At 33.3% G+C, this 16,010-nt stretch carries 16 protein-coding genes; 12 read left to right on the forward strand and 4 right to left on the reverse strand.

Annotated elements, in window-relative coordinates; all coding sequences use genetic code 11:
* Positions 1–5: 5 nt before the first annotated feature.
* Both LXH21_RS00560 and LXH21_RS00565 read right to left on the reverse strand, forming a co-directional pair.
* Positions 6–1,607: an ATP-dependent DNA ligase gene (locus tag LXH21_RS00560; RefSeq protein ID WP_239861862.1), complete on the reverse strand. Its 1,602-nt coding sequence runs from the start codon at positions 1,605–1,607 to the stop codon at positions 6–8.
* A gap of 21 nt (positions 1,608–1,628) precedes the next feature.
* Positions 1,629–2,639 (reverse strand): ligase-associated DNA damage response exonuclease, encoded by a 1,011-nt coding sequence (locus LXH21_RS00565; protein WP_239863620.1) that lies wholly within the window; start codon positions 2,637–2,639, stop codon positions 1,629–1,631.
* A 249-nt stretch (positions 2,640–2,888) separates the two neighbouring features.
* Between LXH21_RS00565 and LXH21_RS00570 the strand changes: the two genes are divergently transcribed.
* From LXH21_RS00570 to LXH21_RS00625, 12 genes are all read left to right on the forward strand, one after another.
* Positions 2,889–3,365 (forward strand): Dps family protein, encoded by a 477-nt coding sequence (locus LXH21_RS00570; RefSeq protein ID WP_239861863.1) that lies wholly within the window; start codon positions 2,889–2,891, stop codon positions 3,363–3,365.
* A gap of 33 nt (positions 3,366–3,398) precedes the next feature.
* Positions 3,399–3,584: a CsbD family protein gene (locus LXH21_RS00575; protein WP_239861864.1), complete on the forward strand. Its 186-nt coding sequence runs from the start codon at positions 3,399–3,401 to the stop codon at positions 3,582–3,584.
* A 106-nt stretch (positions 3,585–3,690) separates the two neighbouring features.
* Positions 3,691–4,764 (forward strand): AI-2E family transporter, encoded by a 1,074-nt coding sequence (locus LXH21_RS00580; RefSeq protein WP_239861865.1) that lies wholly within the window; start codon positions 3,691–3,693, stop codon positions 4,762–4,764.
* A gap of 115 nt (positions 4,765–4,879) precedes the next feature.
* On the forward strand, positions 4,880–5,449 hold the full coding sequence (locus LXH21_RS00585) for a helix-turn-helix domain-containing protein (protein WP_239861866.1): 570 nt from the start codon (positions 4,880–4,882) through the stop codon (positions 5,447–5,449).
* Positions 5,450–5,452: 3 nt separating this feature from the next.
* On the forward strand, positions 5,453–5,899 hold the full coding sequence (locus LXH21_RS00590) for a response regulator (protein ID WP_239861867.1): 447 nt from the start codon (positions 5,453–5,455) through the stop codon (positions 5,897–5,899).
* A 3-nt stretch (positions 5,900–5,902) separates the two neighbouring features.
* Positions 5,903–8,089, forward strand: a complete 2,187-nt coding sequence (locus LXH21_RS00595; protein WP_239861868.1) for a PAS domain-containing protein — start codon at positions 5,903–5,905, stop codon at positions 8,087–8,089.
* A gap of 195 nt (positions 8,090–8,284) precedes the next feature.
* Positions 8,285–8,842, forward strand: a complete 558-nt coding sequence (locus LXH21_RS00600; RefSeq protein WP_239861869.1) for a hypothetical protein — start codon at positions 8,285–8,287, stop codon at positions 8,840–8,842.
* Positions 8,839–9,807 carry a YihY/virulence factor BrkB family protein gene (locus tag LXH21_RS00605; RefSeq protein WP_239861870.1) on the forward strand — a complete coding sequence of 323 codons (969 nt, stop codon included), beginning with the start codon at positions 8,839–8,841 and terminating at the stop codon, positions 9,805–9,807. Before LXH21_RS00600 ends, LXH21_RS00605 begins: the two co-directional genes overlap by 4 nt.
* A gap of 178 nt (positions 9,808–9,985) precedes the next feature.
* Complete coding sequence (locus tag LXH21_RS00610) at positions 9,986–10,627, forward strand: porin family protein (RefSeq protein WP_239861871.1); 642 nt, start codon at positions 9,986–9,988, stop codon at positions 10,625–10,627.
* Between the two features lie 26 nt (positions 10,628–10,653).
* On the forward strand, positions 10,654–10,806 hold the full coding sequence (locus tag LXH21_RS00615) for a lmo0937 family membrane protein (RefSeq protein ID WP_239861872.1): 153 nt from the start codon (positions 10,654–10,656) through the stop codon (positions 10,804–10,806).
* A gap of 19 nt (positions 10,807–10,825) precedes the next feature.
* On the forward strand, positions 10,826–11,101 hold the full coding sequence (locus LXH21_RS00620) for a YtxH domain-containing protein (protein ID WP_239861873.1): 276 nt from the start codon (positions 10,826–10,828) through the stop codon (positions 11,099–11,101).
* Positions 11,102–11,156: 55 nt separating this feature from the next.
* Positions 11,157–11,804, forward strand: coding sequence for a hypothetical protein (locus LXH21_RS00625; protein WP_239861874.1), 648 nt, complete (start codon positions 11,157–11,159; stop codon positions 11,802–11,804).
* Between the two features lie 68 nt (positions 11,805–11,872).
* Here the strand turns inward: LXH21_RS00625 and LXH21_RS00630 are convergent, their stop codons facing one another.
* Positions 11,873–13,888, reverse strand: coding sequence for a DUF5723 family protein (locus LXH21_RS00630; RefSeq protein ID WP_239861875.1), 2,016 nt, complete (start codon positions 13,886–13,888; stop codon positions 11,873–11,875).
* 176 nt (positions 13,889–14,064) lie between these two features.
* Complete coding sequence (gene prfA / locus LXH21_RS00635) at positions 14,065–15,141, reverse strand: peptide chain release factor 1 (protein WP_239861876.1); 1,077 nt, start codon at positions 15,139–15,141, stop codon at positions 14,065–14,067.
* Positions 15,142–16,010 lie beyond the last annotated feature (869 nt).

Genomic DNA, 16,010 nt, shown 5'->3' on the forward strand with positions numbered 1-16,010 from the left:
TAGTTTTAGATTATCATGCTTTTCAAATCCTCGATTGTATTTGCATCGGCTATTTTTTTATCTAATCTCCATCTCAATATACGTGGGAAACGAGTGGCAACTCCACTTTTATGTCTTTTGGAAAAAGCAATACCCTCAAAACCTATTTCGAACACTAATTGGGGAGTTACGCTTCGTACTGGTCCAAATTTCTCTACTGTATTTTTCTTTATAAAATCGTCTACTTTTCTAAATTCGGCGTCTGTGAGTCCCGAGTACGCTTTGGCAAAAGTGACAAGCTCTTTTTCTCCAGCTTCATTCTCCTGCCAGAGCGCAAAAGTATAATCGGTAAATAAGTTGCTACGTCGTCCGCTTCCGCGCATCGCGTAGGTCAAAACTGCATCGATTACTAGTGGCTCTAATTTCCATTTCCACCAATCTCCTTTTTTTCTACCAACCTGGTACGTCGAATTGGTTCTTTTGATCATCAGTCCTTCACTTCTTTTTTCTCTGGCTAGCATTCTCTCGCTTGCAACTTCATCCCAAGAAGCAATTGTTGCTCGTTCGGATATAGAAAAGGGAATTTTAGTCTCTTTTACTGCTTCATACAATTGTTCTAAAAGTTTTCGGCGAAATTCATACGTTTCATTCCTAATATCTCTCCCTTCCCACTCTAGAATATCATATGCTTTTAAAATCACTGGATTGCTCTCTAATAATTTTGCAGATACCGTCTTGCGTCCGATGCGTTTCTGCAAATCATTAAAAGTACCTATCTCTCCATTCGAAAATGCTAGAATCTCTGCATCTATGACTGTTCCATTTGGAATAACGCCTAGAAAAGCTTGAAATTCTGGATACTTATCGGTAACTAATTCCTCTCCTCTAGACCAAACAAAAATTTCGTCCTCACGTATAATTGTTTGCGAACGGATACCATCCCATTTGTGTTCAATTGACCACTCCTCCACTTTTCCCAAATTCTCTACATCTCCTTCAATAGGATAAGCCAAATAAAAAGGATAAGGTTTTGATAAGTAATCACTACTTTTTTCATCTAAGATTAACTCTTGAAAAGTGATTTTATTTGGATCCCAGTTACCCATCAATTTATAAGCCAGAACATCTTCATCAACATCTTCTGCCTTTGATAAGGCCCTTGTCATTAATTTTTGACTTACCCCAATTCTAAAACTACCCGTGATTAATTTAGTAAAAACAAATCTCTCATAATAGTTTAGAGCCAACCAATTTTGTTGTAAATAGGCTTTCTTCTCTTCTTCTGGCTTTTTCTTTAAAGCTATAATTTCCTCTAGATACTCTGTTAAACTTTTATCAGAATGTTCTTTTGTGGTAGGAATTATCAAAGCTATTGTTTCTGCTAAATCCCCGACAATGTGATAGCTTTCCTCAAATAACCACATCGGAATATTGGCCAATTCATTGGCCCAAAGTCTTAGGAGCGTTGTGTTTACTGGTCTTGGTGGTCGACGATGTGAAAGGATTGCAATCGTCCAAACTTTATCCTCTGGCGAAGCTTGTTTAAAGTACGTAGTTAGTGCCGCAACCTTAATTGTAGTTTTATTGGTACTGTCTAATGTTTTTATTAAGTCGGCAAAATTTCTCATAAATCATGTGTAAAAAAAGGATTACTCTTCCGTTTTATCAATTTCAGATAATTCTCCTTCATATTGTGTTTTTTCCGTTCTGGCATCGTATCCTAGCTCCCGTAAGTATTTCGAAAAAATATCAGTATAACCGTGGGTACAGATAACTTTTTCTGCTCCGGTAGCTTTTATGCTATCCAGTAAAGAATACCAATCGCAGTGGTCACTTAATACGAAGCCTTTGTCTACAGCTCTCCTCCGCCTTGCTCCGCGAAAAGCCATCCATCCACTGGCTGATCCAGTGACAAATGGAGTCATTTTTCTGATCCAAGTACCTCCATGTGCGCTTGGAGGAGCTAGAACTATATTCCCTAATAATTCTTCTTTTTTAGTTTCACGTGTGATCAAAGTTGTTTTAGGAAATTCAACCATTGGTCTTAGGACATTCGTCATATTTTCGATAGAACCATGTGTGTATATTTGACCAATTTCTGGGTTTAAATATTTTAATAATCGTTGTGCTTTACCTAATGAATAACCAAATAATATAGATGTCTTACCTTCTGCTTGATTTTCTAACCACCAATTATTGATGTTTTCCATTACCTCTGCTTGTGGCGTCCATTTAAAAGCTGGTAAGCCAAAAGTACATTCTGTAATAAAGGTGTCGCATTTGACTACTTCATATGGAACGGAAATACCATCGTCTTCAGTTTTATAATCTCCTGTAAATACCCATACTTCCCCTTTATGTTCAACTCTAACTTGAGAGCTCCCAATAATATGACCGGCAGGATGTAATGAAAATTTCACATTATTAATAGTAAAGGTTTCATTCCATTCAACACCAGACACATTGATTTCACCCAAACGATGCAGAATAATTGGAACATTGGTTTTATGTGTAATATAGTTTTTATGGCCCCATCGGGAATGGTCTGCATGCCCGTGAGTAATAATTGCATTGGTTACAGGCTTCCACGGATCTAAATACACATCTGCAATAGCACAATAAATGCCTTTGTCATTAAATGCTAGTAATGGGGTTGTCATAATAATATCGATTAAGTAATCAAAAATAACATTTTCTGTTCGGGTCAAATTATACCTTTCTCTAATTATTTTATTGAATTCCAATATCATAAAAGCAAGATGTTTTTGCTCTACTTATAAGAATAAATGCTGCAATTATTAACCACATAGAAATTTTATAATGAACCTAAATAATTCTGTAAAACTATAAGTCCACTACTACAATATCTTTGTTAAGAGATAACAATTAATAATTAAACATATCAAAAAATGGATACTAAATTAGGAATGCCGCAAAAAGAAATGAAGTCAATTGTTAAAAATCTTACTACAGTTTTGGCGAGTGAAATGGTCTTATACGTAAAGACAAGAAAATTTCACTGGAATGTTGCCGGAACTAGTTTTATGGAAATGCACAAACTTTTTGAAGGTCAATATAATGAACTAGAATTAATCATTGATGAAGTAGCAGAAAGAATCGGAAAACTTGGTGAAAACGCTATTGGTACAATGGCAGAATTCACAGATCAATCTATACTTGATGAATGTGCTGAATACAAACAAAAAGAGGCAATGGTTCAAGAGTTACTAGAAGATTACCGAACAATGGTGAGTAAAATTCGTGAATTTATCAAAGAAACAGAAGAAACGGATGACTTTGGAACTGCTGATTTCTTGACTGGAATTATTCAAAAACACGAGGCACAAGCTTGGATCTTGAGAAGATACAATAACGATAACAAATAATAGAAATACAATATAAATTTAATATTAGAAATTATGAATAATCAAGAAATTAAAGGAAACTGGAACGAATTAAAAGGTAAATTGAAGCAAAAATATGCTGATCTAACAGATGATGATTTGCTATATGCCGAAGGAAAAGAGGACGAGATGCTTGGGAAACTAGAGCAAAAATTAGGTAAATCAAAAGACGAAGTTCGTAAAATGATTGCCGACCTATAGTCTAAAATATTTCATGCTTGAAATTAGAAGCCTATTGATTTTTAATTCTTATTTTTAAGGAATTAAATCCAATAGGCTATCTTATCATATAACAGACACTCATACTATGGCAGTTAAAAATCATTATGCGCTAAACTTATTAGGGATTTCTTTAATTGTGCTCATCGCGTACTTATTACAGGATTTTATAATTCCTTTAATTTTTGCAATTATATTAAGTGTCTTAATATTTCCGATTGTACAATTTTTTGAAATAAAATTGAAATGGAATCGAATCTTATCAATTTCACTATCTATCATCATTTTTTCGATAATAGTATTTGCGGTTTTTATTTTAATAGGTATACAGTTTGAAGACATAATGAGTAAGAGCAGCAAATATTATGTACAAATAGAACGAAAAGTTACGCCAATGCTTCGAGATTTAGAGCAGTTACTAGGAGTAAAAAGCAGGGATTTTGTAGGTGGAGGAGATCTCAAAGCCAAAGAAATCGTCAAACAAAATTCTAGCAAAATACTGCAGTTTTTGACTAAGTCCGGAGGAATACTTGGAGATTTTTTCTTATCACCCTTGTATATGTTCCTTTTTCTATTGTATCGCAATTTTTTGGTGAGCTTTATATATAAGATAACAATCGGATTTACGACCAAAGCAAAGATGCGTCATATATTGAGTCAACTGTACATCGTACAACAAAACTACCTACTTGGTTTAGTTAGCGTTATGGTAATTGTTGGAATTCTTAATAGTATAGGATTACTAATATTGGGAATCGAATTTCCCTTTTTCTTTGGTTTCCTTTGTGCTTTATTGTTACTTATACCTTATATCGGTATTATTATTGGTTCAATTTTACCCGCGTTAATAGCGTTAGCAACCAAAGATTCATATTGGTATGCTGTTGGGGTGATTGGAGTTTTTGGTTTTATTCAGTTTTTAGAAGGTAACTTTATAACACCAAAAATTACAGGAAGCAAAGTTTCTTTAAATGCTTTTGTCTCCATTTTATCAATTGTGCTTTTCTCCATGTTGTGGGGTATACCAGGAATGATACTAGCATTACCAATAACAGCCTCTTTAAAAGTAATATTTGACAATTCGAGGCATATGAAAGGAATTGGATTTTTACTAGGGGAAGCAAATGACAAGTATTTTAGTACTAGAGTAAAAACAGAATGAGAATTATAAATAATAGTCTTACAAAAAAACTATCAAATAATATTATTTAAAAAACAATAAAATATCTAAAGGAGACTTAGATATTTTTGGTTAATTTCGTAACAAAACACACAATATGAAGGTTTTTATCAAATTTGATTTCAACAGTATCTGCAATAGAATATTAGAAGAAAAACTAGACGAATCCCAAATAAAATATAGAATATTAGGATTTGGTGAAGTTGAATTTTTAAGTGCTGTCTCTGAAGAACAGATTAAAAAATTCACTGACTTACTTCATCCTTATGGAATTACAATTGTAGAGAATCAAAAAACTATTCTTGTTCAAAAGATTAAAGATTTAATTGTCGAAATGGTATTTACTGAAGATGTTACTGTCAATGTAAAAAGTTCTGTTTACTTGGCAGAGAAATTAAATCACAGTTACGGTTATTTGTCTAATTTATTTTCTGAAGTGACTTATACTTCTATTGAAAATTTTATTATTTTACAAAAAATTGAACATACAAAACAATTAATCATTAGCGGTCAGTTGTCATTGACAGAGATTGCTTTTAAACTTAATTATTCTAGTGTAGCACATTTAAGTTCACAGTTTAAAAATACTACCGGAATTACACCTTCAGCTTTTCAAAGAATTATTAAAAAACGTCGAGAAATCGCTTCTCAAAACCAAAATTACTAAAATATGCAACACGATTCTATACTTATAACATTGGCAGACGATGATGAAGATGATAGATTATTCTTTACAGATGCTTTTGATGAGCTTAAAATTAATACAAAAGTCAACACTGTAAACAACGGAAAGGAATTATTGAATTATTTGAATCATCCCGATACAATTTTACCCAATATTATATTCCTAGATTTAAACATGCCTATTTTGAATGGAATGGGTTGTTTGGAAGCTATTAAGAAAAATGATGCTTTCAAAAATATTGCTATTGCTATTTATTCGACCTCATCTTCTGAGAAAGACATTGAGAATACCTTCGTGTTAGGTGCCAATATCTATATTAAAAAGCCAAGCAATTTTAATGATCTCAAAAAGATATTATCAGATGTAGTTGTAATCAATTGGCAGTACCATACCAATGGATTGAACAAAGAAAACTTTTTACTACGATTATAGTTCATGAAAAATAACAGATATAAATCCTCCGTTTATCACAAAATTATATTTGCTGTAAGCTTGACAGTTTTACTGTTTATAGCTGTTATTACCGTGAAACATATTAAGAATATCTCAGATTCTTCTAAGTTGCTAATGCATACTTATGAAGTTAACTTAGAGCTGGAACATTTATATTCTTACATTAAAGACTCCGAAGAAAGCATGAGAGGATACATGATTTCTAAGGATAGTCTTTATTTAAAGCCCTACCGAACAGCGACCAAAAATGTCAATAAGTCATTTATTTTATTAAAACAACTTACTGAAGACAGTCCGATTCAAGCCAAAAAAGTAGAGGCGTTGTTTGAAATAATCGACAAACGTTATCAATTTATTGATAATTATTCTGATGCCAATACGACCATCGTTAGCCGTCAAGATTATTTTTTCAAGAAAAACTTCAGAGAAAGCACCGAACTTCTAGCTAAAATTAGAAATAAGTTGAACGAGATGATCGCTTTGGAGGAGATGTATCTAAAAAATCGCAATCAACTCTACAAAAATCAAATTTACCTTACCCCTATTCTAACTCTTAGTATAATTTTTATTACGCTATTAGTATTAATTTTTGCATACTATAAAATAAATAAAGATGTAGAACGATTACAAGCTGCTAATATTGAATTAAACAAATCTCAATTTTTAAGCTATCAAGCAGAAATATTATCGGAATTTGGAACATGGGAATGGGATTTAATCGAAAATAAAATTTCCTACTCTGATAATTTTTATCGAATTCTAGGAACCGAACCGCAGTCGTTTGAAGCTAACGACGAAAATTTCGATCAATATGTTCATCCGGAAGATAAGGACAAAGTAAGCTCAATCGTTGATAATATCTTGACGAACAAAGAGCTTCCTTATTCATACTTTCGAATCATTCGACCAGATGGTGAAATTCGTTTATTGAGAGCGACGGGTAAATTGTTTACTGATAAGTTAAACAATCAAACAATTCTCGGAGTGACAGAAGACATTACCCTTGAGGATAATAAAACCAAATTATTACAACAAAATTACAACGAGCTTAAGATTTTTGAAGAATCAAGCAAGCAAGCGGAGATATTAGGTAAATATGGTAGTTGGGTAATCAACTACGATACGATGGAGTATATATTTTCAAATAATCAATTTAGATTACTAGGATACGAACCGCAATCTTTCAGTCCGACGGCAGACAACTTTTTGGAATTTGTATATGCTGAGGACCGACACTTTCTTGTAAATGCGCACGAAAAAGCGCAAGCTGAGCAAATTTTCCCTTCGATAAGTTATCGAGTGACCCGTAAAGATGGCGAAATTAGAAGGTTCAAATCTAATGCAACATCATTTACCGACATTACAGGAACAAGAAGTATGATCGGTACTACGCAAGACGTAACCGAAGACTTCAATAAAAGTTTGCAATTAAAAGATAGAAATAGAGAACTAGAGCAGAACATAAAAGAATTAAATGAATTTAACCATGTTGCCAGTCATGATTTACAAGAGCCATTGCGTAAAATTCAGACTTTTGTTTCTAGAATTAACGATAAGGAAAAAGACAATCTTTCGGAGTTTGGAAAAGAATATCTAACTCGAATCGAAAATGCATCAAATAGAATGCGTGTACTTATCAATGATTTATTGCAATATTCTAGAACAAGTAGATCTGACACCAATCTTGTACCAATTGATTTAAATGAAGTATTTGCTGATAGTCAACTTGAATTATCTCAAATTATTGAAGATAAAGGCGCCACAATTACCAATAGTAATTTACCAGTTATCAATGGAGTACATTTCTTAGTTCAACAGTTATTTTCAAATTTGCTAAGCAATGCTATAAAATATTCAAAGGAAGATGTAGCACCCGTAATTAAACTAACATATTCAGAGGTTAGCGCAAAGAGTGATAAACTAATTGCAGAGAAAAGTAATAAGCGATATTACAAATTTGAATTTGTCGATAACGGTATTGGTTTTGAACAGGAACATGCCGAGAAAATATTCTTACTTTTTAATCGCCTCCATGGTAAAACAGAGTACCAAGGTACTGGTGTTGGATTAGCTATCTGCAAGAAGATTATAGAAACTCATAATGGTTACATTTACGCAACTAGTACTCCAGATATCGGAACGACTTTTACTTTTTACATTCCCGTTTAAATTATAGAGCGATTAACTGCGTTCTTTTACTTGATATTTATTAATCTCATAGACATCCCTGTATATACTATATACATACCCCTCACTACTTATATTAGCTATGCTTTTTATTCAAGTGGGAATTATGTAAGTCATTGGATTAAAACTGTAATACATGCATAGATACTATCTCTAGATTTGTACTAAAATACAGCCATGAAAAGAATACGTCTTTCAAATATAATATTATTCACTTTTATTTTGATTGCGACGACTACGTTCTTTTCTTGTCAAAATATCAAAAAAGATGCTTTGAACGTGAGTATTCAAGAAATGAGTCCGGATGTGACATCTACCTTAGACTTCAATAGTCTCTCTTACTTGAACGAAGCCAATAAAAAAGTTATAGATATTAGTTCTATGATTTTTTATCAATCTAAACACGTGCCCCATCTAAAGTTAATTTTGAAAGTAAAGGAAGATCATCAAAGAAATGATCGAGATTTTAAAGAATTAACTAAAAAAAATCTAACAATCGTTCCAAAACCTTTTTACCAATTAAATTTGAATAAAGATTCTTTGGACAGCGAAAATTCGACTAATTATTTGGTAAAACTTTTAATCAGTGAAATCAATCTACAAATCAATTTACTCGAAGACATTAAAAATTCTACAACAAATCCTGAGTTCAAAACTTTTGCAGAAAAATCTGCTTTACTGATGAAGCAAAATAGCAAAATGTTGGGAACTACTTTTAAATTGAAATCAATATGAAATTATCAAAAGAATACTTTAAAGCATTATGGGAAGTAATTAAACAAACTATAGCTTCCTTCTTAGAACACAAAGTCATGAAGATGAGCGCATCTCTAGCATATGTAACAATGTTCTCCTTGGGACCTTTATTATTAGTTATACTCTACCTTTCTGATATCTTTTTGGGAAGAGAAGCCATTGAAGGTAAAATATTTGGTCAGATAAAAAGTTTTGTTGGACCTTCTAGTGCTGTGCAAATTCAAAATATAATTGAGAATTTGTCCTTATCAAAAAGTAGTACAATGGCGGGAGTTATCGGAGTCGTTACTTTGCTTATTGGTGCTACATCTGTGTTTGCAGAAATACAAGATTCAATAAATACCATTTGGGGCTTTAGACCTAAAAAACAATCCGGAATTTGGCTTTTTCTTAAATCGAGATTATTATCATTTGGGGTAATTGGTAGTTTTGGTTTTATATTACTGGTATCTTTAGGTGTATCTGCTATAATGGACGGACTTAGTACTCACTTTTTCTCTCTATTTTCTGATACACTCTACTATTTAGTATACGTACTTAATAGTTTGATTACTTTCGGAATTATATCATTGCTTTTTGGTGCTATCTTTACTATTCTACCAGATGCGCAAATTAAATGGAGACAGGTGCGATTAGCCTCATTCGTTACTGCAATTTTATTTATGATCGGAAAATTTTTAATATCCATCTATATCTCCAATTCCAATATTCAAGATGTTTACGGTACAGCCGGATCTTTTGTTGTAGTAATGACTTGGGTTTACTACTCATCCGTAATCTTATATTTTGGGGCCGAGTTCGCTATGAATTATGCCGTACAGTTTTCAACACCAATTATGCCATCAAAACATGCAGATATCGTTCATGCAATGCAAGTTGTTTCTAAAGAGCGAAATTTACAAGATGCGAAAAAAGAGAAAGAAAACATGGCGCAAAACCCTTAAATACAACATATTACCAATTAAATCAATTAAGCTCCTCTACAACTGAGGAGCTTTTTTTTGGTTATTTTTCGACGAAATGGTAATTCTATAAAACATCACAAATATGTTATAACAGCAAATATCGGTTGCTGTTGCATCTTTGTAATGTATTAACAAACAAAATAAATTTTTAAAAAATATGAAAAATTCAATTAAAACAGTAGCAGCCCTAGCATTACTAATTGGACTAGGATCAACAAGAACACATGCACAAGTAAATACTGGTGACGCGCAATTTGGTGTAAAAGGTGGTGTAAATTTCTCTAATATGTATACAGAGGATGTTGATGATAATAATGTATTAACTAGTTTCAATGCTGGTGTATATGCATTACTTCCTATTACAGATTTTGCTGCCATTCAAGCAGAGGTACTTTACAGTAGAAAAGGATCTGAACTGGTTTATGACAATGCATTTGCATCTGGAACGGCAAAATTCAAATTGAATTATATTGAAGTACCAATCTTGGTAAAGGGAAACATTACTAAAAATTTAAGTGTTCATGCTGGACCATATGTGGCTTATTTAATTGATGCAGAAGTTTCGGGAGAAGGAACATTTGATGGATCACAATCCTACGATAATGATGACTTTAAAAAGTTTGACGCAGGTTTATCTGCAGGTATTGGACTTGACTTTGACAGAGTTGGATTTGGAGCACGTTATAACTACGGTTTAACGACTGTTGGTAAAGAGAGATCAATTGCAGGAGTAGAATACACAGTTCCAGATGGAAAAAACAGTAATGTAAGCGTTTACATGACTTTAAAACTTAACTAAATACAATAACCTAAATAATAGAAACTATGTCAAATTTATTATATCTAATTGCAGTAATACTTATTATATCATGGGCACTGGGAGTGTTTGTTTATAGTGCGGGATCATTAATCCATGTTCTATTGGTAATCGCTTTGATAGCTATCATTTTAAGAATAATAAGAGGAAAAGGAATTTAAACATTTAAAAAAAAACATTATGAAATCAAGTAACACAATATTCGGAATATTAGGAGCAGCAGCAATAGGAGCAGCATTAGGAATCTTATTCGCTCCAGAAAAAGGAAGTGAAACACGTGATAAAATTGCGAAAAAGTCAGCAAAGAAAACTGACGAGATCAAAGCAAAAATTGATCAACTTAAAGATACTATCAACAATAAGTATCAATCAACTTTGCACAAAGGAGAAGAGTTCGTTGAAGATGCAGAATCAGAAATGAACAATATCAAGAAAATGAATAAACAAGTGTTGTAAGCACCGTACTGAAAAGTACAGCAACACCAATTTATCACACCTAAAATCAAATAACATGAAAAAAATTCAATTATCAGTTTTTATCGCCGCATCAGCAATCTTCTTTACATCTTGTAAAGATGAGACGCAACAAAATGCTGAGAAGAAAGTAACAGTTTACAATCAATATGTAGATTCAATTAGCAATATTGCTGAAGAAAATGCAAGCGAAAACTGGGACGCTATCGACTCAAGATACAATCAGATCAAAGATGAAGCAGATTTAGCAGTTACTACAGCTACAGATAAAGATAAAATCCAATCTGATCTTGATGAAGCGACAACAAAATACAATGACTTTAAAGCCAAGGTAGTTGCGAAGAAGCAAGATGCTAAAGATACTTATAATAAATCTTTGTTTGGAGATAGTTATGTAAGTGATGACATGCAATTCATGTGGGTAAACAAAGATAACATTCATTCTGTATATCAAAATTTTGTTCACACAGTTGAGAACAATAAAGATAAATATTCAAGAGAAGAATGGGATCAAATCAAAATAGCTTATGAAGCACTTGACAGCCGTAAAAACACTGTAGAAAAAGAAGGGCTTTCAGCTGAAGACAATCGCAAGATTGCAGGATTAAAAATCAAATTTGCACCAATGTATACTGTAAACCGTATGGGAGCAAAATCTGAAGAAAATGCAGCAGCTAAACAATAGTTTGGTATTTAAGCAAAAAAAAGGAGCCAAATGGCTCCTTTTTTTATTTATTATGCTCGTAAATTATTTTATTTTACAAGTATAATTTCAACTCTTCTATTTTCAGCTCTACCTGCAACTGTTTTGTTTGATGCAATAGGTTTGTCGATACCGTATCCTTCAGATGTAAGTCTATCAGCACTAATTCCTTTAGCGATTAAATAATTTTTTACTGCCGCAGCTCTATCTTTCGACAATTGTAAATTTTTAGCGGCGATACCTGTACTGTCTGTATATCCTTCTAATTTAAAATTAGTTGCATTGTACTCATTCATTACTTTTACAATTTCGTTTAATTTCGCATTAGAAACTTCTCTAATTGTAGATTTACCTGAATCAAATAAAACTGCTTTTGAATAACTGTTAAGGTTTTTAATCACTTCAGCTGTCGCTTCTGGACATCCTTGGTTTGCAATAGTACCTTTTACTTTTGGACATTTGTCATCTTTATCAGCAACTCCATCTCCGTCAGTATCTTTCCAAGGACAACCGTTATTTTCCATAGAACCCGCTACAGTAGGACATTTATCATCTTTATCCAATACACCATCTTTATCTGAATCCAAATAAGGACAACCTTTATTCTCAACAGGACCTGCAATATTAGGACAATCATCTGCTGCATCTTCAACTCCATCTCCATCAGTATCTGTAATAACTACAACTTCCTCCACTACTTCTACTGGAACATCTTTAGTTCTTTTTTGGTAAACTGGAATTTTTAATCCTAAATGGAAATCAACCGATTTAGAATTATCCGAAATTATGTTCGAAATAGCCGATCCAGATCCGATAAAGAATACTCCTGTACGCAATCCAACTCCAACTTGTGTTTGCTTGCTGTAATCCATATAAGAAACAGGAACATAAAAACTAAACCATTTTGACTCAAAACGAGGTGTAACACTTATTCTATTTGCAATACTGTTTTGATTTAAATCATTACTATCAACAACGCCTAAATCACCATTTACATTTAAGTAAAATTTATTGTGAATGTTCCAATCTATATCTGCATGTAAAGCAGTTGGTAAATAAGACCTCACTTTACTATTTGTAGTTGTTGGAGTAAATTCCCCTTTCATAAATTCATCAAAGTTATCGTAACCATCAAAATCATTTTGAGAGAATGATCCATTTAAGTTATAGTCATTACGAACTCCTTTATCATATCTCATAGAACCTAAATCGGTCACAGAGAAACCAAAACGAACTTTGTATTTGTTTACATCTTTTAAATTATTGATATCTGCTCTAGAAGCATCATACTCTGGTCTCCACTCGTAAACCAAACCTAGATCAACACCAAAACCTCTTGATTTAAAATCTACATCTATCTTATCGTTGGTGGCAAAATCTTGACTTGAACCATAAGTTGCATTACCTGTAGTAACATAAGTATCAGAGAATGGATTTCCTGTCTCAATGTATTGTGCCGTTACATTATCACCACGAAAATGATAGTTAGCAACACCTTGTAAATATTTGGCAGTAATACCTCCTTTTAAGAAGTGTTCGCCTCTTTGCATCAAAACTGCTGCATACGAAATCCCAACTTCTCCCCAAGAGTTACCCACTGCATTTGGACTACCTAATGAAGTAGAAGGAAATGAAACACTATCGTCTTTTGTCAAATCATTTACCACTTGCCCATTAATGCTATGCACATTTACAAATGCTCTAGCTCTTGTAAAAACAGCTAATGAATGTTTTGGAGCAATGTTAAACATTACCGATGGTCCCATGATATCGGTATTGGTAACCGCATTGTTATTATTTGAAAAAGATTTTCTAGCTTGTGTATCAAAATCAAAGTCAGATTTTAAGGCATCAGATAAACTTACTCCGTAAGCATCATTGTTTACCGACGAACTAATCGAAAATAAATTAATATCTGTTTTAAAACGAGAATCTACAATCGATGCGGGATTAAATAAAACTCCTTGCACTCCTGCGTAGTTATCGTGCGTATAGCCTAAATACGATTGTGCATTTGCGGCCATAAAACTTGTAAGAGCAACAATTCCTAATAAACTTTTTTTCATTTTTTTTGAATTAAATTCAACTTAATTAATTGGTATATTTTGCGCAAAAGTATGAAAAATTTAACAAATTTTAATGACAACTTTCCTATTATTAAAAAGTTAACCAAAACCTAACCAAAAAAAAATGCCATACTGTACATACAGTATGGCATCTCTTAAATATATATAGCTCTTAATTAAAAGACTTCACTAGCTTCTTTTAATTTCTCCATGTTATTTACCAGTTGAAGTTCCTCAACAATTTTCTGAATATCACCATTCATAATATTTCCCAGATCATACAAAGTCAAACCTACACGGTGATCTGTTACACGACCTTGTGCGTAGTTATACGTACGAATCTTTGCCGAACGGTCACCAGAACTAACTTGAGAAGTACGTTTGGTAGCATCTTCAGCTTGTTTTTTAGCTAACTCTTGTTCGTATAGACGAGAACGCAATACAATAAATGCTTTGTCTTTGTTCTTGTGTTGTGATTTTTGATCTTGACATTGTGCTACCAATCCCGTAGGAACGTGTGTCAACCGTACTGCCGATTTGGTAGTATTTACAGACTGCCCACCAGGACCAGATGAACAGAAGAAATCGACACGAACATCATTCATATCAATTTGCACATCAAATTCCTCTGCTTCTGGCAAAACCATAACTGTAGCTGCAGAAGTGTGTACACGACCTTGCGTTTCTGTTTGTGGTACACGTTGCACACGGTGAACACCCGCTTCAAACTTCAAAGTACCATAAACATCCTCACCTGTAACTTCAAAGATTACCTCTTTAAAACCACCCGATGTACCCTCATTCATATCCACTACAGAAGTTCTCCAACCTCTATTCTCACAGTATTTAGTGTACATACGGAACAAATCACCAGCAAATATACTAGCCTCATCCCCACCCGTACCTGCACGAATCTCCACCATGACATTCTTAGCGTCTTCAGCATCTTTAGGGATCAACATAAATTTGATCTCTTCCTCTAATTCTGCCAATCTTGTCTTAGATTCATCAAGTTGCATCTTGGCCATTTCGGTCATATCTGCATCGCTACCGTCAGCGATTATTTCGTTTGCCTCTTCGATATTAGCCATCAAGAGCACATATTCGTCTCTCTTTTCAGCCAAAGCTTTCAAGTCTTTGTATTCTTTATTTAGTTGTACGTAACGTTTTTGGTCAGAGATCACATCCGGCTGAATAATCAAATCCGAAATCTCATCAAAACGCTGCTTTACTATTTGAAGTCTATCTAACATATCCTTAGTCCTTTATTTGGAGTGCAAAAATACAAAAAACTATTCAAGTTTCCACTTTCCTAAATTTAGTTTTTTTCAGGAGCTACTTCCAGCTATCCGCTATATCTTTTATTTAGAGATTGCGCTACCGCTCCATCCCAAAATAAAAAGGATGCCGCTCCTATCTGGGCTATGAAACTATAGAGTGATACAGATAGTTTATTAATTCCAATTTACAGAATACTAGTGTTACAAATTTCCAATTAAGCCCATTCTTGTCACGCTGAAAGCGTCTAAACGCAAGTAACTCAAAGTGCGCGAGATTCCTTCGGAATGACAAACTATGCGGATTAATAATATTAGAAAAAAACCTATTTATTGTGAATTCTCATTTACGCCCATTCTTGTCACGCTGAAAGCGTCTAAACGCAAGTAACTCAAAGTACACGAGATTTATTCGGAATGACAAACTATGCGGATTAATTATGGAAGCAAAAACTTTATTATTACAGATTCTCAATTACGCCCCTTCTTGTCACGCTGAAAGCGTCTCAAAGCAAGTAACTCAAAGTGCGCGAGATTTCTTCGGAATGACAAACTATGCGGATTAATTATAAATACAAAATACTAGTATTACAAATTTCTAATTACGCCCATTCTTGTCACGCTGAAAGCGTCTCAATTAAAACAACTCAAGGTGTGCGAGATTCATTGGGAATGACAAACTATGCGGATTAATTATATCAGAAAAAAACCTATTTATTGTAAATTCTCAATTACGCCCATTCTTGTCACGCTGAAAGCGTCTCAATTAAAACAACTCAAGGTGTACGAGATTCATTCGGAATGACAAACTATGCGGATTCATTATATCAGAAAAAAACCTATTT

It is taken from the genome of Flavobacterium algicola, assembly GCF_022399565.1.
Lineage (GTDB): Bacteria > Bacteroidota > Bacteroidia > Flavobacteriales > Flavobacteriaceae > Flavobacterium > Flavobacterium algicola.

Coding starts and splice junctions, on each gene's coding strand:
- LXH21_RS00560 (WP_239861862.1), bottom strand. CDS start 1,607: ATGAGAAATTTTGCCGACTTAATAAAAACATTAGACAGTACCAATAAA.
- LXH21_RS00565 (WP_239863620.1), bottom strand. CDS start 2,639: ATGACAACCCCATTACTAGCATTTAATGACAAAGGCATTTATTGTGCT.
- LXH21_RS00570 (WP_239861863.1), top strand. CDS start 2,889: ATGGATACTAAATTAGGAATGCCGCAAAAAGAAATGAAGTCAATTGTT.
- LXH21_RS00575 (WP_239861864.1), top strand. CDS start 3,399: ATGAATAATCAAGAAATTAAAGGAAACTGGAACGAATTAAAAGGTAAA.
- LXH21_RS00580 (WP_239861865.1), top strand. CDS start 3,691: ATGGCAGTTAAAAATCATTATGCGCTAAACTTATTAGGGATTTCTTTA.
- LXH21_RS00585 (WP_239861866.1), top strand. CDS start 4,880: ATGAAGGTTTTTATCAAATTTGATTTCAACAGTATCTGCAATAGAATA.
- LXH21_RS00590 (WP_239861867.1), top strand. CDS start 5,453: ATGCAACACGATTCTATACTTATAACATTGGCAGACGATGATGAAGAT.
- LXH21_RS00595 (WP_239861868.1), top strand. CDS start 5,903: ATGAAAAATAACAGATATAAATCCTCCGTTTATCACAAAATTATATTT.
- LXH21_RS00600 (WP_239861869.1), top strand. CDS start 8,285: ATGAAAAGAATACGTCTTTCAAATATAATATTATTCACTTTTATTTTG.
- LXH21_RS00605 (WP_239861870.1), top strand. CDS start 8,839: ATGAAATTATCAAAAGAATACTTTAAAGCATTATGGGAAGTAATTAAA.
- LXH21_RS00610 (WP_239861871.1), top strand. CDS start 9,986: ATGAAAAATTCAATTAAAACAGTAGCAGCCCTAGCATTACTAATTGGA.
- LXH21_RS00615 (WP_239861872.1), top strand. CDS start 10,654: ATGTCAAATTTATTATATCTAATTGCAGTAATACTTATTATATCATGG.
- LXH21_RS00620 (WP_239861873.1), top strand. CDS start 10,826: ATGAAATCAAGTAACACAATATTCGGAATATTAGGAGCAGCAGCAATA.
- LXH21_RS00625 (WP_239861874.1), top strand. CDS start 11,157: ATGAAAAAAATTCAATTATCAGTTTTTATCGCCGCATCAGCAATCTTC.
- LXH21_RS00630 (WP_239861875.1), bottom strand. CDS start 13,888: ATGAAAAAAAGTTTATTAGGAATTGTTGCTCTTACAAGTTTTATGGCC.
- prfA (WP_239861876.1), bottom strand. CDS start 15,141: ATGTTAGATAGACTTCAAATAGTAAAGCAGCGTTTTGATGAGATTTCG.